Consider the following 22,690-nt stretch of genomic DNA (forward strand, 5'->3'; position numbering starts at 1 on the left):
CTCCTCGCACAGGATTATACTTGGGTGGCAAGCTTTGAATTCAGCCCGCCACCCAAATACTGCTAGCTTTCTACTAGGGTTGATTCAAAGGCCAGAATCAACGATTCATCGTCGCTGTTGGTCATATCGGCCATCATCGTGGCAGTCTCAAGATCAAGCCCATCGTGCATATGCTGATCAATTAACATTTGATGGAGCATTGATCGCAGCCGTTCCGAGCTATTCCAGCTGACAAAATCCATCGTAATGTAGTTTTGCATAATGCTTTCGGTAATGCTGCCTTCGCCATTGGATTCTTTGAGCCGTGGCATTAAGCGTTGGATACCTTGACGAATCAGCGCCGACATTTGGACAACGCGTGGATCTTGTTCGATGTTAACTGGTTTATCGCCAATCGTGATCGCCCCGCTTGACCAAGCTGCCCGTTCAGGGTGGCGTTCAGCAATCGTTTCGACCCAGCCATCGAGCGCATTGATTACCCGTTCGGCTTCATCGCTGGCATCTTCGGCGACTACTTGGCTTCCATTAGTGTATGGGCTAGCAACTTGAATCAGGGTGGTTTGACCAGCCTTGACCATAAAGCCACGCCCCATTGGTAATTCTTTGCCACGAACTTCGCTTGGGGTGCGCATAACCCGCAGCGATTCAACTGCTTGCGCAGTGCGCAGCCCAATCCCAAAGTTAGCGCTCATAACTCGTCGGCGTAAATCGTTGACTGAGCCATCCAGTGTCCCTGCGATGATCACAAACACGCCTTCGCCACCGTAGCGTCGGGTAAGCACGGCAATGTCGTTCATGACTGAACGTTTGCTTTCGGCTTCGTCGCTGAAATCTTCAAAGTTATCGATGAAGATGTAGACTGGTCGGCTAATTGCTTGTTGGGCAAATGCTTGACATTCGATTTGCAGATTTTCGAGCAAACTCGGCATTTGATCGATTTCGCTGACGGTTTGCAAAACATGCGGCAAATCAGCAAAGCTGCGCTTGCCACCATATTTGAAGAAGCGTCCACGGGTATCAATCAAGACCATTGCGACTTGTTCAGGTGTGTAGCGATCGGCTAACGAAAGTACCCAGTTATAGAGTAAGGTCGTTTTCCCTGAGATTGGTGGCCCTGCAATCGCTGCGTGTGGCCCAATCTTCTTGAGATCGTACATGGCGGGTTGGAGATTATTGCTTTGGCCAACAACGCTCCAAATGACTTTACCTTCAGCAACTTCATTGGCGGCATCCAGCATCTCACGCAATGGCACAATTTGCGGCAGAATTTGAATTGGATCAGGTGTGGTTTTCATGCCACCAAGTTGTTGGACTTTAGCTTGCATCATCAGGCCCATCAGATCCAGTTCTTCGGCTTCGTTGCGATGATCGCGGCCATCGGGACCAATTAAGCCAACTGGCAAGGTCGATTGGAAGAGCAATGGACGCTTGCCAACCCGAATATAACCACGGCCTGGAATATCGCCAAACTCAATTGCGCCGCGACCAACGATATCCATATAACGATCTTGCTGGCCTTGTTTAAAGGTGATCCGTTCACCAAACAAGCTACCGAATCTGCTTGACATATTATTTGGGAAGTTGGCAGTCACGATAAAGGCAATCCCAACACTCAGCGAGCGTCGTACCAACGGAATTAGGATCGATTCTTCAACCGCATCATAATTTTCGTGGATGATTGCAATATTATCAATTGCTACCACGATTGCTGGTAAGGCTTGGTCAGGGAACTGCTGGTTATACTCATAGATCGTATTGACCCCAGCATCGCTAAAGATTTGTTGGCGTTCGCGGGTCAAACGTTCCATTTTGCTGAACAAGCGCAGCATTTGTTCTTCAAAGGTCTCGTCATCGGCGTAGATCAAGGCTCCAATGTGGGGCAAGTTGCGCAAGCTACGGTAGTTGCGCCCACCCAAATCGACCACATAGGCGTGGAGTTCATCGGGGCTGTGGGTTGCCGCTAAGCTTGTAATGATCGAACGCAACAACGAAGTCTTGCCCCAACCAGAGTCGCCATAGATCGCCAAGTGGTTGGTGCTGAAATCAAAGACGAATGGCAATTGAGTTGCTTCATTTGGGTCATCGACCAGCAATGCGGCTGTGCGCATGGCTTCAGTTTCCCAATTGACCCCAGGCCAGAGCCGTTCGGTATCGCCGTTGATCCAGTCAGTAACCGCTGGCTGGAAGACGATGATCGTATTGTCTTTAGCATTGACAATTGGCGATTGCAAACTTACTCGTTCAGGCAAGAAATTGGGCCATGGCTTAGGCGTTGGTTGATAATTGACCAACTCGCGCGAAATTTGCACCACGGTATCGAACAGCTTGGGTGTATCTTCGCTGGTCGAAACTGGTTCTGGCTCACGCTCAGGCCAAAGCACCCCAACTTCACGATCGTCGATTTGGCTTTCACCAGTATACGAAACCTGAATCAACTCAAGGTTTTCGTTGCCAATTTGCAAATAGCCGCGACCAGGCATACCGTTTGGTAGGAAAGCGGCATCAGGTTTGCGCAAGAGCTCGCGACTGGTGTCAGGTTGCTCGACCCGTAAACAGAGCCGCAACTTGATATTGGCCCGCATTTGGTCGGTAACGCCTTTGGGTTGTTGCGAGGCCAGCAAGAGGTTAACCCCTTGGGCACGACCAACCCGCGTGATACTTTCCAATGATGGCAAATATTCAGGGTTTGAATCGAACATTTCGGCATATTCGTCGATGATGATGAACAAGTGGGGATATGCACCAAACTCTGGCTTGAGATGGAACCCACGTTCGCGATATTCGACAATATCTTTGGTGCCGGTCATGGCGTTGAGCGCTTGACGGCGACGAATTTCAGCATCAATCGAGGTAAACATGCGATCAACTGCCGATTTGTTCAAGTTGGTCACGATGTCCACACAGTGTGGCATGTTTTCAAAGGGCTTGAATGCACCGCCGCCTTTGAAGTCCACCAAGACGAAGTTGAGAATACTTGGCGAGTAATTCAGTGCCAGACCAACAATCAAGGTCATCAGCAATTCCGACTTACCAGCCCCAGTACCCCCAGCCACCATCCCGTGAACACCGTCGCGTTTGGCTTCAAGTTGCAGCGTGCGTGGCCGATTGCCCGAGACAATCCCCAAACAGGCCGCCAACCAACCAGCTTGCTTGCCCGTTCCACCGTTATAATCCCATGTTTTGGCGGTGGCTTCCTTGAGTTCTTCGACGAATGGGCGATCACCACGGCCAATATTGTGCATTTCTTGCAATACTTGGCGATACGATGAACTCTTAGGTAAGGCAGCAATCCCTAATGGTGGTTGGTATTTGCCAGGATTATTAGCAATATAGGCATTCATATGCTTGCCAATAACCCGAATTTGGCCAGCCTCACCGCGAATTTGCAGTTTTTCGGTGACTTGTGGTTGACCATCAGCCCCAAGCACATCAGCTTTGCCAATCGTGCCTGGTGGTAGCGCAATATGATAGCTCAGTGCATCACGTCCAACCTTGGCTGCACCACGGCCTGGAATTTCTTCGACTTCCAACAGCCGCGTCCCTACAATTGATGAATAATCGCCTGCATCAGAGATGCGGAAGGTCAAACGTTCAGTAAAGAGGCTATATAGTTTACTTGACAGAATGTTCAAGCGACTAGCAGTGATCAGAATGTGTAGGCCATAGGCTTTCCCTTGGCGTGCCAAAGCCACAAAGGCCTCAAGCAAGTTATTGGCATCGTTATTCTTATCATCGCCAAAGGTTTCGATATATTCGCCGAAGTTATCGATCGCGACCAAAATCGCTGGCTTGGGTTTGGCAGCGTTTTGGCTATTGTATTCAGCAAGGGTTGAAACGCCAGCATCGCTGAACAGCTTCTTGCGTTCATCAACCACATTATTCAATTCACGCCAAAGCTGTTGAATCCGCTCTTCATAGCCTTGTTCATCGGGCAGAATCACCGTCCCGACGTGGGGAATTGCGCGGAGCACTTCAAGGTTGCGCCCACCAAGATCAAGCACATGAGCATTGAATTCATTTGGCGAGTGAGTTGCTGCCAAGCTCAACACCATCGAACGAATCATGGTGGTTTTACCCCAACCAGAAGCCCCAAAGACCACCGCATGGCCTTTATTGAAATCGAGAATTAGCGGCATTTGGCGGGCATTGCCTGGATCATCGAGTACCCCAACGATCGCTCGCATGGCCACGTGATTCCAATCGACTCCAAACCATTGACCTTTATTCTCAAACCAATCGCCAACGAAGGCATTCAAGGAAATCCGCTGCGAGCGGCCAAGCGTCATCAACGGCAGATAGGTTTTATCGACATAACGTGGGTTGAGCAATTGTTCAAAGGTAATCGCATCGGGTAATGGGGCTGGCCATGGCGTTTGTGGCCGTGGGCGTGGATGGAGCAATTCCTGCGCCATGCTCACAATCAATTCATAGAACTTAGCCTTAGTTCCATCAGCCGCCACCGCATAATCGTAGGATTCACCAGTGTACGATACTTGAATCAGGTCGAGATTTTCGTTACCAACTTGGAGATAGCCACGGCCAGGCATCCCGCTAGGCAAGAAGGCTGCATCTGAGCGGCGCAACATTTCGCGGCTGGTGTCAATATCTTCAACCCGCAGACAAATCCGATACTTGATATTGGCCCGCATCTGGTCGGTAACCCCAATTGGCCGTTGTGAAGCCAGCAAGAGGTTAACCCCGATCGAACGACCAACCCGCGTGATACTTTCCAATTCATCGCGGAATTCTGGCGTATCGCTGATCATTTCGGCGTATTCGTCGATGATGATGAATAGATGCGGGAATGGCCCCCATTGTGGGTCAAGGTGGAAGCCCTTAGCCCGATATTCAACAATATCTTTGGTACCGGTACGGGCATTTAATGCTTGGCGACGACCCATTTCTGCATTGATCGCGGTAAACATCCGCCGTACCCGCGATTTATTCAAGTTGGTTACCAAATCGACGGTGTGTGGCATATCCTTGAAGGGATCAAACGCACCACCACCTTTGTAGTCAACCAGAATAAAGTTGAGAATACTGGGGTCGTAACGCACGGCCAAACCGATGATCAAGGTCATCAGCAATTCCGATTTACCAGCCCCAGTACCCCCAGCGATCATCCCGTGGACACCATCTTTTTTGGCTTCGAGTTGCAGCGTGCGTGGGCGATTGCCGGACATTACCCCAACCGTTACTTTGAGCCAATCGGCGTTTTCAGGCTTGATGCTATCTTCCCATGCTTCGCTCATCAAGGCATTGAGCTGGGGCCGTAAATCTGGCTCAAAGCGAATCTCACGTTGCAGCATGGTGGCATACATTTCAGGCAGCATCGATTTGAAGAGAATCGCCTTGGGCATGGCATCGACGCGACGTGGCTTCGCATAGTGCTTGCCACTAGTACGAGCATAATCGCTCATAAATTGGGCTAGTTGATCGATTTCCTTCATTTCGATGGTTGAATCGAGTGAGCCATCGCTACTGATGCCTGCCGATACTGCTACTTGGAAGCTCAGCGGCTGTGGCCCAACTTTGGTATAGCCACGGCCAGGAATATCATTAATATCATCAACCCGACCGCCAACGATCGCCCGATATTCGGTGTTATCGCTGAGCTTCAAGGTATAGCGCTCGGTAAACAAGCTAAAGACTTGGGTCGATAGCTCGGCCATGCTGCCAATTGTGATGATAAAGTGAATGGCGTAGGGTTTAGCTTGGCGAGCAATCGAAACAAGTTTATCCAATACGCTTTCCACATTGGCATCTGGACCTTCGCCAAAGGTTTCAGTAAATTCGGCAAAGTTGTCGATTGCAACCAAAATTGCTGGTTGGGTATTTTTAGGATTAACCGCATTGTATTGGTAAATATCGGCGATCCCTGCATCGTTGAGCAAGAGCTTTCGCGCATCAACAATATCGTTGATTTCGCGCAGCAATTGTTCAACCCGCTCTTCATAGCCTTCACCATCCGGAATAATCACCGCACCCGAGTGAGGCAATTTATCCAAAACGCTAAAGTTCCGTCCACCCAAATCGAGAATGTACATATGCATCTGATTGGGCGAGTGGGTCGCGGCCAAACTCATCAACATCGAGCGCAGGAAGGTGGTTTTACCCCAACCCGAACCACCAAAGACCACCGCATGACCACGTGGGAAGTCAACCGTCAATGGTATTTGTTTGGCGGCATAGGGATTATCGATCAAGCCAACGACTGGGCGCATCGCATATTCCCGCCAGTTGAGATCTTCGACCCAGCCTGAGCTACCATTGATCCATTTATTCAAGGCTGGGTTGAGGGTGAGGTCGTGCTCACGCGGCAAGCCAACCATAATATCGTCGATCCCTAAGAGATATTCCTCGAAGGTAACCGCATTCACATTGGGATCATCGGAGATCAAGTGTTGGGTCAAGGCCAATTCACGTGGTAAGAAGTTTGGCCATGGTGCCCGTTGAATTGGAATATTGTTATCACGTGACAAGGCATCGAGCGTCGTCACGATCACTTTGTAAAGTTCTGGTGGGCTTTGATCTTGGGTATCAATCCCTGGGTCAACCCCTTCAGCACGGCGGCGATCCGGCCAAATAACCTTTTCTTGGGAAACTGAATTGGGATCAACATACGGATCACCAGTGTAGGCGACTTGAATCAATTCAATTTCTTCGTTACCGACCTGCAAGTAGCCACGACCTGGAATCCCAGTTGGTAAGAAGGCGGCATCCGAGCGGCGCAACATTTCGCGGCTTTCGCCCTGAGTTTCCACCCGCAAGCTAATCCGGAATTTGATGTTCGAGCGCATTTGGTCGGTAATCCCGCTTGGCCGTTGGGCTGCCAGAATCAACGAAACCCCAAGTGAACGCCCAATCCGCGTGATACTTTCCAACTCACCGCGATATTCAGCCCGATCGGCGATCATTTCGGCGAATTCGTCGATGATGATAAACAGATAGGGGTAGGGATAGTGGGTCGTATGGAAATTCTTTTTGCGATATTCAACGATATTTTTGGTATCAGTTTCGTTGTTGAGCACTTGGCGGCGTTGCATTTCCGACTTAATTGCCGTAAACATCCGCGTTACGCCATCGCCAGCCAAGTTGGTGATGATATCGACACAGTGGGGCAGTCGTTCAAATTCCTTGAATGCACCACCACCCTTATAGTCAACCAAGACAAAGTTAACCACTGACGGATCGTAAGTAACGGCCATCACGGCAATCAGCGAGATCAGCAACTCCGATTTACCCGAACCGGTACTCCCAGCGACCATCCCGTGGACACCATCTTTTTTGGCCGAAAAGACCAAAGTACGGGCTTTATTCCCCGACATACGGCCAACTTTAGCGCGAAGCCAGTTGGCATATTTGGGTTGGATGCTGCGTTGCCAATTCTTGAGGGCATCAACTTTGAGTTCATCGAGCGAGCTATAGCCCATCAAGTCGAAGAAGGCTACTGCATCGGCGAGGTTAGCTCCAGCGCTTTGGCGCAAGTTGAGGGTTGATAATTCTTCGGCTAATTTGCGTGATTCTTCGCGATTGACGATATTGTCGGCAGCCCCGATATAGCGGAAGGTATTGACCCCTTGCTCAGCGTAGCGGAAGAATAATTGTTGATGTTGGGCTTGTTTACTGTTGGTTGCTGGCGTGGTGCGCTCAATTTCGATCACCGACTTACAACCACCAGGCACTTTACTGCGCTCTGGCACGAGGAAGATCACCGCAGCGCCAAGCTGTGGGCCTTCTTCGATCAAGATTGAAAGTGCTGCATCCGATTCAATATTACGCAGGCGTTCGCCAGCTTTTTCATACATATCGAGTAGGTCAACCACCAGCAACATAAATGGTAAGCCTGGGTTGCCACGGCCCGAATTATTACTATTTTCTTCGTTATCTTCCATGCGCATCTTACGTTGCGATAGAATTTTACGAATGCCTTCCATGTATTGATCTAATTCATCGCCTTCTTCATCGGCATCATCAGCAACTTGTTTAATTTCGCTAACAAAACAGAGTTGTTCGTATTCGCCTGGCTGGCAATGAGGCAAGGTTTCGACCCAATCCCACTCATTGTACTTTGAAGCCAAGACATACAACCGAGTATCTGAGGGCGAGTGAAACACCACATAATGGGCCAAGATTGAGCGAATCGACTCATAGACAGCATCGCGTGCGCCAGCAATCCCCAAGGCATGGGTTGTTGGCGTAATTGGGGTAGACTTTTCCTTTGAATCACCTTCGTCCTCAGATTTGTGCCGCAACGTGATGATAATTGGAATATCTGAGACATAGCGCGAATCAGCATCGAGCTTCATTGCTTCGCGGGCGAGTGGGCTGCTAAAATTACCACCACCCCGCACCTCATAGACCACGGTTGAGGGTAGTGTTCCCATGCCAAGCCGCACTGAACCAAAGTCATCGTCAGAAACCCGTCGTTCCCAAATGCGGGCATTTGAACGAAGAGTACGTTCAGGTTTTTCTAAATCGTGCTTGGCATCAGTAATCACCCTGATGGTACTCGGGGTATCGGGATAGTTATAGCGATAGAAACGGCGTTGCAAATCGTGGTAGCCGTGCATATCCTTATTAAGCTCGACGATTTGTTCATGATATTGCCGTTCACGCTCTAAGCGTTGGTTTTTTTCGCGAATAAACGAATAGATCGAGAACCCTGTGGAGGCCAACACCGATAAGGCCATCGGAATCAGAATCAAAGCGCCGCCGCCGCCCCGCCCTCCGAACATGGTTACAAAGACATAGCCAACAATCATCGTCATCGGCAGAGCCAATTGGATTAACTTAGAAATCGCATCCTCAGGATTTTCTGGGGGTGATGGGATTTCAAACTTATTAAAAGGTAGCTCTGGTTGAATCCGTGGAGGACGATCTATCATCTGGATAGAGTTTTTCATCGGTGCATCTCCAAAATTCCGCCCATCGATCAATCACTGATCGGATCTAATCTTGAACACACTCTACAAAATGGCACGAGGAGAGAGAAATAGCGTTTAGCTGGTGTAACGTGCCAACTATACCATACAATCCTATATTTCGGCTAGTGGTTGACAGCTTTTGAATAAATGAGTAGAGTAGTGCCAACAATCCTCGCCTAGCAATCCACGTTGCGGTACGATAGAGCCGTAATCTGGTTTCCCATGACTACCCATGGAACGGAGTAAGCGCCCATGAAACAGGTATGTCTGTTATGTGAACGAACATCGTTTGATAATAATTTGTATTGTCAAGAAGTTTATTGTCAAGCTGAAAAATCGCCAACAATTCTCGGATATGGAAAATGGCTGGGCGATATTGAAATCGTGCGGCCAGTTGTGGTATTACGCTCATCGGTTTTATATGAAGCAAGCCATCAAAAAGAGCGGGTTTTTCTGAAAGTTGCCCACGTTGGTAGCGAAAATACCGAACGCTTGAAACGAGAAGCTGAATTTCTTAAAACAGTGCGGGTTTCCAACGAACGCAACACTTTTTTGCCAAACTGGCGGCCACCTTACGCCAATGCAACCGTTAGCGCTCAAACCGAAGCCTATGGTCGGGCCATGCTCGGCGAACACCTCTTTTACTATTATTTGTCAGATTTTTTCGCTGGCGAATCGTTGCGTGATGCGCTGACCAAAAACCCGCAAATGTGGGTCAACCACATTGGTTGGTTGGTCATGCGGTTAGCCTCATCAGTGGCCTTGCTCCAAAGCAAAGGTGTGTTGCACTTTGGCATTACCCCCGATTCGTTATTGGTGCATTTTGAAGATAATCCTTCAGTCCCAACGGTTTATTTGCTTGATTTGGGGATAGCCAGCACGCCGCAAAATATCAATAATGATTGGTATTCGTTTATGGTTCCGCCCGCTTATACCTCACCCGAAATTATGCAACCACATTTGCAAAAACCGAGCTATGCCACCGATGTCTATGGCCTAGGCTTGATTTTGTATGAAATGTTGGTTGGGGTTCCAGCTTACCCCTTTAAGCTCAAAAGCGATGAAGAGGTCTATCAAGCGGTTTTGAAAAACCATCGGATTAATATGAACCGGACTGCTGACGTGCGAGCGATTGCTGAGTTGGCGGTGCGCATGGTTGATACTCAAGTGGCTAATCGTCCACAGAATGCCGCTCAAGTTGTGCAAGAATTGCTCAAGCTATTCGGCGAAGTACCAACTGCTAAAAAGAGCCGCTGGCCCAGCCTCAACACGATCTTGATCATTGTGATTAGCCTCTTGACCGTGGCCTTTTTGATTACCTTCTTCGTAACACTCAACCAACTCAATATTATTTGATCATTGATTAAGCTGCATTGCATCCCTAACCCCTTTCCCGCTCTGTGGGAGAGGGGTATTTTATTTCAGGCGCATACTTATAATCTGATCAACCCTACTAGTGAAAATCCCCCTGCTCACCGCAGTGGGAGAGGTGTTAGGGGGTGAGGGAATTTAAATTCAAACCGACCATGCAGGTGCATGATCGGTTTGAAATACAGGGTAAAATGACTTGGATATAAAACTAGCCGAAGCGACCTGAGAGGGTTGAATCTTGGTTGATGTATGCTTGAACTGCTTTGTTGACTTCACCTGCAGTTTCGAGCAATTTTTCCGACATTTTTTCGATTGTTGGGCGGAATTGATCGATGTATTGAGCAACGGCATAACCGCCGACCAAACCGATGAATGCGGTAGCTTTAAGCGTGGTTGAAAGCACTTCCAACACCTTAGCCACAGTTTTCAAGACTTGCCCAATTGTATTGAGAGTCTTGGCAATTTTTTCAACTGGGCCTTGTTCTAGATATACTTCTACTTCTGCCATGAAATGGCCTCCTTAAAATCTATACTTAAGAATTCAATGTCAAAATTAGTAGAATTTAGCAATGCTGCGCAATTTTGAGTTGACCAAGTTGCGAGCGGTGCTATCAGCACGGTCGATCAAATCACGGGCTTTGGTCAAGTTTTTGTGGTAGTTGGTGATGCCAGTCCCGATGCGAGTAACTTCGGGGGTCATCAAATTCAGCAACTCGTCTTTGAATTGAGTTGCCCCATTACCACGCCATACTCCGTCAACCATGCCAAGAATTTGCTTGATTGGAGCCAAGGCTTGTTCTTGAATGACATTGAATTGTTGCATCAATTGTTGCAGAACGCTATCCAAAACCTTGCGAGCTAAGCGCATTAGGAAACTTTTCATTAATTAACTCCTTGATATTCTGAAATGACTTTTTAAATTTAGAACATTTGGGAATTTTTGTTGTCGGTATCGGCCATTTGTTGCATTGAAACCTTGATATCGTTTTGAATCTCGGTCATCTTAGCAGCAAATTTGGCGACTGATTGAGCCATGATTTGCAGGGTTTCGACGAATTCATTGCCAGCATCACCTTTGAGTGATTCTTGGAGGGTGTTGGCAATCGACAATACTTCTTGGTTGACATCTTGCAAGCCTTCATGCGCTTTGCCGAAGGTTGCTGCAGCTTGTTGCATAACCTGTGGATCAAATTTTGTTTTCTCTGCCATGAGAGAGCCTCCTTAGAATAAAAAAATAGCGAAAGTTTAGATTTGCCAAGCTTTGAAGATACCAGCAGCTTCTTCTTCATGTTGCTCGAAGGTCTTCTTGATTTCGTTGGTGGTTGATTGGAAGGTGTTGAAGGCTTCGATCAAGCGTGTGTAGGCTGGTTTAATGTCTTGTTCCCATTCTGCATGGTAACTTGTTGCTGCATCACCAAGCCACTCTGTGCGAAGAGTTTGGCTCAGTTGAGTGAGCATTTGCATCAATTGTTGTGATGATTGAGCAAGTTTGCCAAAGCGGCTGGCAACTTGATCCAACACATTGCGGTCAAATTGTACGGTTTCTGCTGCCATTGAGAAATCCTCCTTGTGTGTTCGGAGCCAAGTTGGCTGCACTGGGCCACACATCCACAGTACTTGCGGGTTACATCAATCTGACGAAAGTAGTTGGTCGAGCCTTTCCTTTTGAGTCTGAGTTGATATGCCGAGCGACCGATATTGCTAATAGTTGAATTGTTCCGTGGTTGTCAAGCGTTGTTCGAGTTTCGCAAGTGCCTACTTCTAACACCATCAGCCCAACCCTGTCGCTTTTGTATAAAAAGACCAAATAGGGGTTTATCGATTGTTATTGCCACCAAAGCGATAGAGTTGTTACAAAAATGTTCCAATCAATCAAATTCGTATCCGTCGAGAAACGAGTTTTTCGATTAGTGATTTTTGCGCTTACTGAGTGTGCCTGCTTTAACCAAATACATTCTCTCACCCCATGTATTTAGCTATTGCAACGTTGTAATGCTATTTGCTTCACATAAACATCGATTGCCAAGTGCGGTTAATTCGTACTCAGAGTGTACAAAACCAATTTGTTCTTGTCAAGAGCTTTTTTTGGGGTTTTTCCCACCAATATCGTTCTCGGCTAGGAGTGTTGTACTATCTCTGGCCGATAAATCGTGCTCAATTGTTAAAGCTATCGAACCTCAGACCGCCAAGAATGGTTAGCGTTTTAAGAATTTCTGTCATTTGCTGTGCTGGCTTGATCCTAGCTATTGTGCTAGCTAGCTAATGGCCTACCCTAATTGCTAGGACTTTTAGCGTTGCTCGCCAATTTTGCCAATTTTTGGGCTTGCTGCTCAGTCACTGGGTCTAGCACGTCGCTCATTTAGCGCTTTGTAATGGGCTAATCAGCTACTTTGATCGCTGCCTGCTCGGCAATTGACGGCTGATCAGGCTTCTGCTACAGTACAGCCTACAAATTTTTTTGATCTGAGGCCAAGTGTCGTAGCTTGGCTGGAATATTGGGGAAAGTCCGGTGAGATTCCGGCACTGTCGCGCAACGGTATGGCTCAATGCTAAGTCCGAATGCCCACTCAGTTCGAGTTGATCAAGATGTCCCTTCGCGTCAAAGGGGGTGATCATTGCCGCTTGCAATTAATGCCCATGGGCTGCTGCCCATGGTTTGGTAATGGTTTATGCCTGTTCCGCTAGGGAGCAGGCATTTTTTTATTTAGCTCAATTAAGGATGCTCTATGAATGAGATCGAGGTCGGGGCTAGCGCCTCTCCTGAACAGGCTCCATGGCTTTATCAATTAATCGTTGAAGCTTGTGCTGCTTATCCCCAAACAACTGACGCGAATACGCTCTGGCAGGCGGCGAGTTTGGGCTTTTATCCCAATATGGCGGTTGCCGAGCAATTGCAGGCCTGTTGCTTAACCGCTCGAAGCTGGATTGAGCAGGAGCCGGATTATAGTTTTGTGGCCGCCGCGCTCTTGGCCAGCCAACTGCACTTTGAGGTGCTTGGCGAATATTTGGCGACTCCAGCGGTTGTGCCACGCTATGCGAGTGCTTTTGTTGATTATATTCAGGCTGGAATTGCCCAAGGCTTGCTCGACCCCAAACTGGCTAGCTTCGATTTGGCTCGTTTAGCAGCGGCAATTGTGCCCGAGCGCGATGCTCTTTTGGCTTATCCTGGCCTGCAAACCCTGTATGACCGCTATTTTATTCAGTGGCAGGGCTTGCGCCGTGAGTTGCCGCAAATCTTTTGGATGCGTGTTGCAATGGGTTTGGCCTTGAATGAGGCTGATCGTGAAGCCCAAACCTTGCGTTTTTACGAGGTGCTGTCGCAATTCCACTTTACTTCGGCTACCCCAACCTTGTTCAATGCTGCCACTACCCATCCCCAATTATCGTCGTGCTATCTCTCGACGGTCGGCGATGATCTTGAGGCAATCTTCGGGGCGATCAGCGATAACGCTATGCTTTCAAAATGGGCGGGCGGTTTGGGTAACGATTGGACTCCGGTTCGCGCCCTTGGCGCACCAATTCATGGCACAAATGGTGTGAGCCAAGGGGTAATTCCCTTTCTCAAAATTGTCAATGATACGGCGATTGCGGTTAATCAAGGCGGCAAACGTAAAGGTGCGGTTTGCGCCTATCTCGAAGCATGGCACGCTGATCTTGAAGATTTTCTCGATTTGCGCAAGCCAACTGGCGATGAACGCCGCCGTACCCACGATATGCACACGGCCTTGTGGGTTCCCGATTTGTTGATGGAACGGGTGTTGAGCAATGGCTCATGGAGCTTGTTTTCGCCCGATGAAGTCCCCGATTTGCACGATTTGTATGGTCAAGACTTTGCGGTGCGCTACGCCGAATATGAGGCGCTAGCGGCTCAAGGCTTGATGCGTTCAGCACGTCAGGTTGAGGCGGTAGCACTCTGGCGCAAAGTCTTGACGCGCCTGTTTGAAACCGGCCATCCTTGGATTACTTGGAAGGATGCTGCCAATGTGCGCTCGCCCCAAGATCATGTTGGGGTGATTCATAGCAGTAATTTATGCACCGAAATTCTGCTGAATACCTCGGCAGATGAGATTGCAGTTTGTAATCTTGGCTCGATTAATTTGGCGGCGCATATTCGTGATGGTTCACTTGACCTTGAAAAATTGCGTACCACGGTTACGACCGCAGTGCGCATGCTCGATAACGTGATCGATATTAATTTTTATCCGCGTCCCCAAGCGGCTCAAGCCAATGCCCGCCATCGCCCAATTGGCTTGGGTTTGATGGGTTTTCAGGATGCTTTGTATGCATTGAAGATTGGCTATGCCAGCCAAGCAGCGGTCGAATTTTCCGATCGTTCGATGGAAGCCATTGCCTATTTTGCGGTTGCTGCCTCAATTGAGTTGGCGCGGGAACGCGGGGCATACCCTAGTTTTCGTGGCTCAAAATGGGATCGCGGCATGTTGCCGATCGATAGTTTGGCAATTTTAGCCGAGCAGCGCGACAGCAAGCCCGAACTTGATCACAGCAGCCATTACGATTGGCAGCCGCTGCGCGAGGCTTTGGCTCAATATGGCATTCGTAATAGCAATTTGTTGGCAATTGCTCCGACCGCTACGATTGCCAATATCGTTGGCACAAGTCAATCAATTGAGCCAACCTATCGCCATTTGTACGTCAAAAGCAATCTTTCGGGTGATTTCACCACGGTCAATCGGGCTTTGGTCGATGCGCTCAAAGCTCGCGGTTTGTGGGATGTTGATCTGCTGGCCGAATTGAAATATTACGATGGCGCAATCAGCCAAATCGAACGAATTCCTGCTGAACTCAAAACTCAATTTTTGACTGCCTTCGAGATTGCCCCCGAATGGCTGATTGCCTGCGCTGCTCGTCGCCAAAAATGGATCGATATGGGTCAATCGCTCAATTTGTATGTGGCTGAAACCAGCGGCAAACGCTTGAATGAGATTTATCTGACGGCGTGGCGTATGGGATTAAAAACCACCTATTACCTGCGCACGCTAGCCGCGACCCAAATTGAAAAATCGACCTTGGATATCAATCGTTTTGGGGTGCAACCACGCTGGATGCGCAACCGCAGCGAATCGGCCAGCGTGCTGAGCGATAACGTTTGTCCAATCGATGACCCTAGTTGCGAAGCCTGTGAGTAGCGAGGAATGTTGCATGACTGAACAATTTGGCCGCTTTAATGCCAGCGATAAACGCCTGATCAATTGTAATCAAGTTGATGTAAACCAATTAATGCCGTTGCGCTATGGCTGGGCTTGGGAGCATTATCTGAATGGTTGTGCGAACCACTGGATGCCCAACGAAGTTTCGATGACTGGTGATATTGCAATTTGGCGCTCAACGAGTCTATCAGCTGATGAACGCTTGATGGTATTGCGCAATTTAGGCTTTTTTGCGACAGCAGAAAGTTTAGTTGGCAACAATATTGTTTTGGCGATTTTTCGACATATTACCAACGCCGAATGTCGTCAATATTTATTACGCCAAGCTTTTGAAGAAGCGATTCATACCCACGCATTTTTGCATATTGTCGAAAGCTTGGGCCTGAATGAACGTGAAATCTTCAATATGTATCATGAAATTCCAGTTATTAGCCAAAAAGATCAGTTTGAGATGCAATTAACTGCGGCGGTGCTCGACCCACAATTTAGCACTGAAACGCTCACAGGGATGCAAACCTTCGTTAAAAATCTAATTGGCTATTATGTGATTATGGAAGGGATTTTCTTCTATAGCGGTTTTGCAATGCTGCTTTCATTACATCGCCGCAATGTACTGACGGGCATTGGTGAGCAAATTCAATATATTTTACGCGATGAAACAATTCACCTGAATTTTGGGGTCGATTTGATTAATGGAATCAAAGCTGAAAACCCAGCAATTTGGACAAACGAATTTCAAGCTGAGATTGTGCAATTAATTCGCCAATCAGTTGAATTAGAAGCTCAATATGCTGCTGAATGCTTGCCGCGTGGAGTAATGGGCTTGCATGCAGCAATGTTCCGCGATTATGTGCAATATATCGCCGACCGCCGTCTGCAACGGATTGGTTTAGCGATTCAATATGGCTCACAAAATCCATTTCCATGGATGAGTGAAACGATCGATTTGACCAAGGAGAAGAATTTCTTTGAGACGCGGGTCACTGAATATCAATCAGCGGCCAGTCTAGAATGGGATTAAGCATGAATTTTCAAACAACAGTTGTGGGTTATCCACGGGTTGGCGTTGGCCGGCCATACAAGCAGGCTTTGGAACGCTTTTGGAGTGGCAAACTCGATGAAACTGGTTTTCGGGCGGCGATCAACGAATTATGCCACGATCGGTTGGCGACCCAAGCCCAGCGCTTGGATCTTGTGCCCGTTGGCGATTTTAGTTTGTACGACCATGTATTGGATACGGCGCTGATGTTGGGAGCTGTGCCAGCACGCTTTGGCAAGGTCGATGCGCATAATTTACAGGGCTATTTTGCACTGGCGCGAGGTCGTGATGGCCTGCCAGCCTTGGAAATGACCAAATGGTTTGATACAAACTATCATTATTTAGTGCCGGAAATTCCTGAGCGTTGGGAACTGCAAGCCAATTTGGTGCTGGAACAAGTGCGTTTTGCCCAGAATGTGGTTGGAGCAAAAGCTCGCCCGGTGTTGCTTGGGCCTTGGACATTCTTGCGCTTGGCTCGCTTGGCGGGAGCCGAATTAGCCCAACATCTACAACAATTAACTGCAATGTATGCCCAAATTGTGCGCGAATTGAATGATTGTAATGTAGCATTTATTCAATGTGACGAGCCTGCTTTGGTTGGCGATGTGACTGAAGAAGAATGGCAAGCCTTTGCCGCCTGCTATCGCGAGCTGAGCAAGCACGGCAAGATCGTGGTGCAAACCTATTATGGTGATGTTACGCCGTGGTATCGCGAACTGTGTCGCTTACCAATCCATGGCTTAGGCTTGGATTTGGTGCAAGGCCACGCCAATTGGGCTGCGATTCAATATCATGGCTTTCCGCAGGACAAAATTTTAGTCGCTGGGGTGGTTAATGGGCGCAACGTTTGGCGGAGCGATTTAGCCGATTTGTATACCAAAATTACTGGATTAAGCGAATTTGTCGCACCCGAACGCTTGATCTTGAGCAGCTCATGTTCATTGTTACACCTGCCCGAAACCGTAACTGCTGAACGTAATTTGCCTGTTGCGGTTAGCAGTGGTTTGGCCTTTGCCCAAGAACGTTTGGCCGAACTAGAATTATTAGCTAACGCCTTACGCGATGGCATTGCAAGCGTGCAACCAACTTGGGATGCAGCGCTGGCCTCGCGTCAGCAATGGCTTGATGGCGTTGGCCGAATTGTGCCAGCGGTACGTGAGCGCACTGCTGCCTTGGGTACTGAAACACCAGCACGTTTGGCCTATGCTGAACGTGTGCCATTGCAACAAGCCAAATTGAACTTGCCACTGTTGCCAACCACCACAATTGGCTCGTTCCCGCAAACTGCGGCTTTGCGCAAAGCTCGCGCTGAAGCCAAGCGCAACCCAACTGGCTATGCCGAAACAATCAATGCCGAAATTGCCCATGTGATTGCGCTGCAAGAACAGTGGGGAATTGATGTGTTGGTGCATGGCGAGCCAGAGCGCAACGATATGGTGCAATTTTTCGCCGAGCATTTGGCAGGTTACGTAGCCACTCAAGAAGGTTGGGTACAAAGTTATGGTAGTCGCTGTGTGCGCCCGCCAGTGATTGCTGGTGATGTTTATCGCACGGCGGCTTTGAGTGTTGCCGAAACTGCCTATGCTCAATCGCTGACCAAGCGACCTGTCAAGGGCATGTTGACTGGGCCAGTGACGATGTTGCAATGGAGCTTTGTGCGCGATGATTTGCCGCGTAGCGCCGTTGCTGCCCAAATTGGCTTAGCCTTGCGCGATGAAGTAACTGATTTAGAGGCAGCAGGCATTAACATCATTCAAATTGACGAGCCTGCCTTCCGTGAGGGCTTACCGTTACGTCGCAACGATTGGCAAAACTACCTTGATTGGGCGGTGCGAGCTTTTCGAATTGCGACCAGCGATGCCAAACCGAGCACCCAAATTCATACCCATATGTGCTATAGCGATTTCAACGATATTATTGCCGCAATTGCCGCGCTTGATGCTGATGTGATTAGCATTGAAGATGCCCGCAGTGCTGGCTCGCTGTTAGCTGGCTTAGAAGGCCGCTACACCCAACAAATTGGGCCTGGCGTGTATGATATTCACAGCCCAAATATTCCAACAGTTGAACAATTGGTTGCGCGAATGCGGCAATTGCTCAACTATTTGCCTGCCGAGCAATTGTGGATCAACCCTGATTGTGGCTTGAAAACTCGCACCTATGCTGAAGTTGCGGCGGCATTACAGGCGATGGTTACCGCAACCAAACAAGTGCGTAACCAAATCAGCTAAATTAACGTATTTTTGATCAATCCGACCTGATCAACGTGTACGAACGAAGATGCTAGCCTTCGCTGGCATCTTTGGTTTTAGGGCTATGTTGGTTAATCAATAATCAACATTCTATTCATATCGAATTCGTGCAGGTGACGTATAATTAATGCTAGTGAATCAATCAGTTATCATGAAAGGATACCGACGACGTGTGGCAAGACATTTTTGATATTCTGCAAATTGTGTTTCTTTTAGTGTTTCTCGAAGGGATTCTTTCGATCGATAATGCCGCAGTTTTAGGCGCGATGGTGGCGCATTTGCCGCAAGATCAGCCGATTCCATGGCCCAAGTGGCTGCAATGGATGCAAGGCCATGGTGAGCGCTTTTTGGGTATGCAACAGGCAGCCGCATTAAAAGTTGGCTTGATTGGAGCCTATGTTGGACGTGGGTTAATGTTGGCGGTGGCCTTCATTATTACCGAAAATCCATGGGTTTTGGCGATTGGCTCAGGCTATTTGGTTTGGTTGAGTGTCAATCACTTTGCCCATATGCATCGCCGCGATCAAATTGATGAGCATAGTGAAGTCAAACAACGAACGACCGGTTTTTGGCAAACCGTCTTGATTATTGAAATGATCGATTTGGCGTTTAGCCTTGATAATGTGGTCGTAGCAGTCAATGCTGATCCACAAAAGCGCTTTTGGGTGATTGGCTTAGGCGTAGCGATTGGAATTTTGGTGATGCGGTTCGCGGCCCAAATCTTCACTAGCTTGATTGAATGGGAACCAAACCTTGAACATGCCGCGTTTGCTTTGTTGCTAGCAATTGGCACCGAATCGGTGATCAAAATTGTTTGGCATCTTGAAACACCGCATTGGCTGAAATTTGCAATTTCGATGACAATTTTGGCGTTAACTGTAGCACTTTCACGTTTGCCATTCTTGAAGCCACTCAAAAAATTCTTACGTTTAGGTTTGCCGTTGGCTTCGATCGTTGATACGCTGGTTGGCTGGCTTTTATGGCCAATTCGTTGGTTGTTTGGCTTGTTGTTTGCGCCATTTCGCCAACGGGTTGCTGCTCGCATGCAAGGTGAATAGGAGCAATCATGCAACTAACAGAGTTGGTGCGCTATTTGGATAGCTATTTGCAAACCGCCAAATTTCGCGATGCAAGCTTAAATGGCTTGCAAGTTGAAGGGCGTGACGAGGTTAAAACCATCGCGCTGGCGGTTGATGCTTCGTTGCAGGCGATTGAAGCAGCAATTGCTGGCAATGCCGATTTGTTGCTGACCCATCATGGCTTGTTTTGGGGCAATGCTCAGCCCTTAGTTGGCTGGCTTGGGCGACGAATCAAACGCTTGATGGCAGCTGATTGTTCGCTGTATACCTCGCATTTGCCGCTTGATGCTCATGGCGAAGTTGGCAATAATGCCCAATTACTCAAGCTTCTAGGTTGGGAAATGGTTCAGCCATTTGGCGATTATCGTGGCCAAATGTTGGGCTTTATCGGCCAACTAACCACGCCATTAAGTATTGAAGGCTTAGTTGCCCATGTCAAAAGCACCTTGGCAATTCCCGAAAACGAGATCAAAGTTTGGGGTCAAACATCGCGTGGAATTAAACGGGTTGGGGTCGTTTCGGGCGATGGGGCCAGCGAATTGGAGCAAGCGCTGCGTGATGGCTGCGATGCCTTGCTGACTGGCGAAGTTAATTATGCAGCGGTTTTTCCCTCGATCGAGGCCGATATGCCCTTGATTTGTGCCGGCCATTATCACACTGAAACGTTGGGTGTTAAGGCATTGGGCGCACATCTAGAGCAAACTTTTCGGGTAAAAACCTTCTTTGTTGATGTGCCAACTGGGGTCTAAACTGCTGCAACTTGTGATCATGTGGCAACGTTAAACCAACCCATGGCCTAAGGCTTGCGGAAGGTAGCATTTGAGCTGTATTTCCGCTAGAATAGGCTTATAGCCATGGTTTCCAGGCTATTGTAGGAGGAATATATGGGATTTCTCGACAATCTTAAAGGAACACTCTCGCAAGGTGTTGATCGCGCCAAGTTCGAGGCCGACAAATTACAACGTACCAGTCGCGTTCGCAGCGATATTGGCGATATGCAGCAGCAAATTGCCACGAATTATGGTTTGTTGGGCCAACGCGCTTACGAACTGCACCAACAAGGTGTGCTAACTGCCCCCGAAGTTACGAGCTTGGTCAATTTGATCAACGATTTGCAAGCGCGTTTGACTTCAGCCCAAGCTGAATTAGAGCGTGCCCAAAACGAGCAATTTGTGGCAGTGCAAACCCCGCCACCACCAGCCTATCCTCAGCCGTATGCGCCATCAGTCCCACCCCAACAAGCGCCGTATGCACCGCCAGTTGAGGCCCAAAATTATGTGCCACCAACCAGCTATGCACCGCCAAGTGAAGCTCCTGCTGCACCACCAGTCGATAGCGGGGCGATTCCGATCGAGCGGTTGTGTCCAAGTTGTGGCTTTAAAGTGGCTGGTCAAGCGGTGTTCTGCCCTGAATGCGGCGCTCGTTTGTAAAAACTTGAAGCTTGCTACAATACCCATGGTTGCTTTGGCAGCCATGGGTTTTTTGATCCTGAAAATAGTTAAGAATGGAATAGAGCATGTTACCCAAAATTGTGAGTGCTGTGCCTGGGCCACGTAGCCAAGCGCTCTTAGCGCAATTGGCATCCAGTGAAGCACCGAGTTTAACCTTGCCTGGCGGCATTGTATGGGCCGAGGCCGAGGGTGCGCTGGTGACTGATGTTGATGGCAATCGCTATCTTGATTTTGCGGCAGCCTTTGGGGTGGTCGGGATTGGCCATCGCCATCCAGCGGTGTTGGCGGCGATTCAAGCTCAAAGCCAGCGCTTGATTCACGGAATGGGCGATGTGTTTGCCCATGAAGCGCGGATCGAGTTGGTTCAATTAATTAAACAGCATGCGCCAATTGCTGATGGACGGGTGTTTTTAGCAGGTAGTGGCGCTGAAAGTATTGAAATTGCCCTTAAAACTGCCATGCTTGCAACCCAAAAACCTGGAGTCATTGCATTTACTGGTGGTTATCATGGTTTGAGTTATGGGGCATTGGCGGCAACCAATCGGGCTGATTTTCGCCAACCATTCTTGCCGCAATTATCGAGCCATATTCAACGTGCACCGTATCCCTATCCATTTCGTTGGCGTGAGGCTGGTGATTGTTTGGATTGGGCATTAACCACTACTGAGCAGGCGATCAAAACCAGTGCTAGCTCAATTGGGGCATTAATTGTCGAGCCAGTTCAAGGCCGTGAAGGCGAAATTGTGCCGCCTGATGGCTGGTTGCGCGGCTTGCGCCAACTGTGTGATCAATACAATATTTTGTTGATTGCTGATGAAATTTTTACTGGTTGGGGACGCACTGGCAAGTGGTGGGGCGTGAATCACGATGGAATCGAGCCAGATTTGATTTGTATGGGCAAGGGCATGACTGGTGGTTTGCAAATTGCCGCCTGTGTTGGCCGTGCTGAGCATATGGCCTATTGGCAGGTCAATGGCGAACCCTTGCATACTGGCACATTTATGGGTCATCCCTTGGCATGCGCTGGGGCCGCCGCCGCAATTCGGGTATTAACTGAACATAATACATTAGATCAGGTCAATCAATTAAGCCAAAACTTACTCCGTGGTTTAGAGGCGATTGCCGAAAACTGCGCCTTAGTGGGTGATGTGCGCGGGCGTGGCTTGATGATCGGGCTAGAGCTGGTACAAGCTGATGGCATTACGCCCAATCCCGCAGCCGTTATGCAGGTGGTGAGTTTGTGCCAAGCCCAAGGGGTTTTGGTGCTTGGCGGCGGGATGCATGGCAATGTGCTGATCCTTACACCGCCGTTTATCCTCGATCAAGCTCAAGTTGAATATGGGTTGAATGTGTTGCAACAAGCCTTGCTCACGGTTGCTGAACAGCAAAAATAGCAGCGGAGC

General features: G+C 48.6%; 13 protein-coding genes and 1 riboswitch. Of the genes, 8 read left to right on the plus strand and 5 right to left on the minus strand.

Annotation, left to right across the window (positions count from 1 at the left end):
- Positions 1-62: 62 nt before the first annotated feature.
- Positions 63-8,771 carry an FtsK/SpoIIIE domain-containing protein gene (locus tag DEF47_RS15390; protein ID WP_041304500.1) on the minus strand — a complete coding sequence of 2,903 codons (8,709 nt, stop codon included), beginning with the start codon at positions 8,769-8,771 and terminating at the stop codon, positions 63-65.
- A gap of 408 nt (positions 8,772-9,179) precedes the next feature.
- Here DEF47_RS15390 and DEF47_RS15395 point away from each other — a divergent pair, with 408 nt between their 5' ends.
- Positions 9,180-10,283, plus strand: a complete 1,104-nt coding sequence (locus tag DEF47_RS15395; protein WP_012190120.1) for a serine/threonine protein kinase — start codon at positions 9,180-9,182, stop codon at positions 10,281-10,283.
- 223 nt (positions 10,284-10,506) lie between these two features.
- On the opposite strand, the gene DEF47_RS15400 is transcribed toward DEF47_RS15395, so the two are convergent.
- The 4 genes from DEF47_RS15400 to DEF47_RS15415 are packed head-to-tail and all read right to left on the minus strand — an operon-like array spanning position 10,507 to position 11,852.
- Positions 10,507-10,806 (minus strand): hypothetical protein, encoded by a 300-nt coding sequence (locus tag DEF47_RS15400; protein ID WP_012190119.1) that lies wholly within the window; start codon positions 10,804-10,806, stop codon positions 10,507-10,509.
- Between the two features lie 45 nt (positions 10,807-10,851).
- A complete protein-coding gene (locus DEF47_RS15405) occupies positions 10,852-11,181 on the minus strand; it encodes a hypothetical protein (RefSeq protein ID WP_012190118.1) in 330 nt (109 codons plus the stop codon).
- 38 nt (positions 11,182-11,219) lie between these two features.
- The gene (locus DEF47_RS15410; protein WP_012190117.1) at positions 11,220-11,507 is read right to left on the minus strand and encodes a WXG100 family type VII secretion target; all 288 of its coding nucleotides are present in this window, start codon (positions 11,505-11,507) and stop codon (positions 11,220-11,222) included.
- Positions 11,508-11,543: 36 nt separating this feature from the next.
- On the minus strand, positions 11,544-11,852 hold the full coding sequence (locus DEF47_RS15415; protein WP_012190116.1) for a WXG100 family type VII secretion target: 309 nt from the start codon (positions 11,850-11,852) through the stop codon (positions 11,544-11,546).
- 931 nt (positions 11,853-12,783) lie between these two features.
- Positions 12,784-12,871, plus strand: a riboswitch (adenosylcobalamin-variant (AdoCbl-variant) riboswitch).
- 153 nt (positions 12,872-13,024) lie between these two features.
- Between DEF47_RS15415 and DEF47_RS15420 the strand changes: the two genes are divergently transcribed.
- The 7 genes from DEF47_RS15420 to DEF47_RS15450 all read left to right on the plus strand — a co-directional run bounded on the left by DEF47_RS15420 (position 13,025) and on the right by DEF47_RS15450 (position 22,681).
- On the plus strand, positions 13,025-15,445 hold the full coding sequence (locus tag DEF47_RS15420; protein WP_012190115.1) for a ribonucleoside-diphosphate reductase subunit alpha: 2,421 nt from the start codon (positions 13,025-13,027) through the stop codon (positions 15,443-15,445).
- 13 nt (positions 15,446-15,458) lie between these two features.
- Positions 15,459-16,487, plus strand: a complete 1,029-nt coding sequence (locus DEF47_RS15425) for a ribonucleotide-diphosphate reductase subunit beta (RefSeq protein ID WP_012190114.1) — start codon at positions 15,459-15,461, stop codon at positions 16,485-16,487.
- 2 nt (positions 16,488-16,489) lie between these two features.
- On the plus strand, positions 16,490-18,736 hold the full coding sequence (gene metE, locus DEF47_RS15430) for a 5-methyltetrahydropteroyltriglutamate--homocysteine S-methyltransferase (RefSeq protein ID WP_012190113.1): 2,247 nt from the start codon (positions 16,490-16,492) through the stop codon (positions 18,734-18,736).
- Positions 18,737-18,927: 191 nt separating this feature from the next.
- Positions 18,928-19,815, plus strand: coding sequence for a TerC family protein (locus DEF47_RS15435; RefSeq protein ID WP_012190112.1), 888 nt, complete (start codon positions 18,928-18,930; stop codon positions 19,813-19,815).
- A gap of 8 nt (positions 19,816-19,823) precedes the next feature.
- Positions 19,824-20,585: a Nif3-like dinuclear metal center hexameric protein gene (locus tag DEF47_RS15440; RefSeq protein WP_012190111.1), complete on the plus strand. Its 762-nt coding sequence runs from the start codon at positions 19,824-19,826 to the stop codon at positions 20,583-20,585.
- Positions 20,586-20,720: 135 nt separating this feature from the next.
- The gene (locus DEF47_RS15445; RefSeq protein ID WP_012190110.1) at positions 20,721-21,266 is read left to right on the plus strand and encodes a zinc ribbon domain-containing protein; all 546 of its coding nucleotides are present in this window, start codon (positions 20,721-20,723) and stop codon (positions 21,264-21,266) included.
- An 86-nt stretch (positions 21,267-21,352) separates the two neighbouring features.
- Positions 21,353-22,681: an aspartate aminotransferase family protein gene (locus DEF47_RS15450; RefSeq protein WP_012190109.1), complete on the plus strand. Its 1,329-nt coding sequence runs from the start codon at positions 21,353-21,355 to the stop codon at positions 22,679-22,681.
- The last annotated feature ends 9 nt before the right edge of the window (positions 22,682-22,690 follow it).

The sequence above is a fragment of the Herpetosiphon sp. genome, from assembly GCF_003512625.1.
GTDB lineage: Bacteria > Chloroflexota > Chloroflexia > Chloroflexales > Herpetosiphonaceae > Herpetosiphon > Herpetosiphon aurantiacus.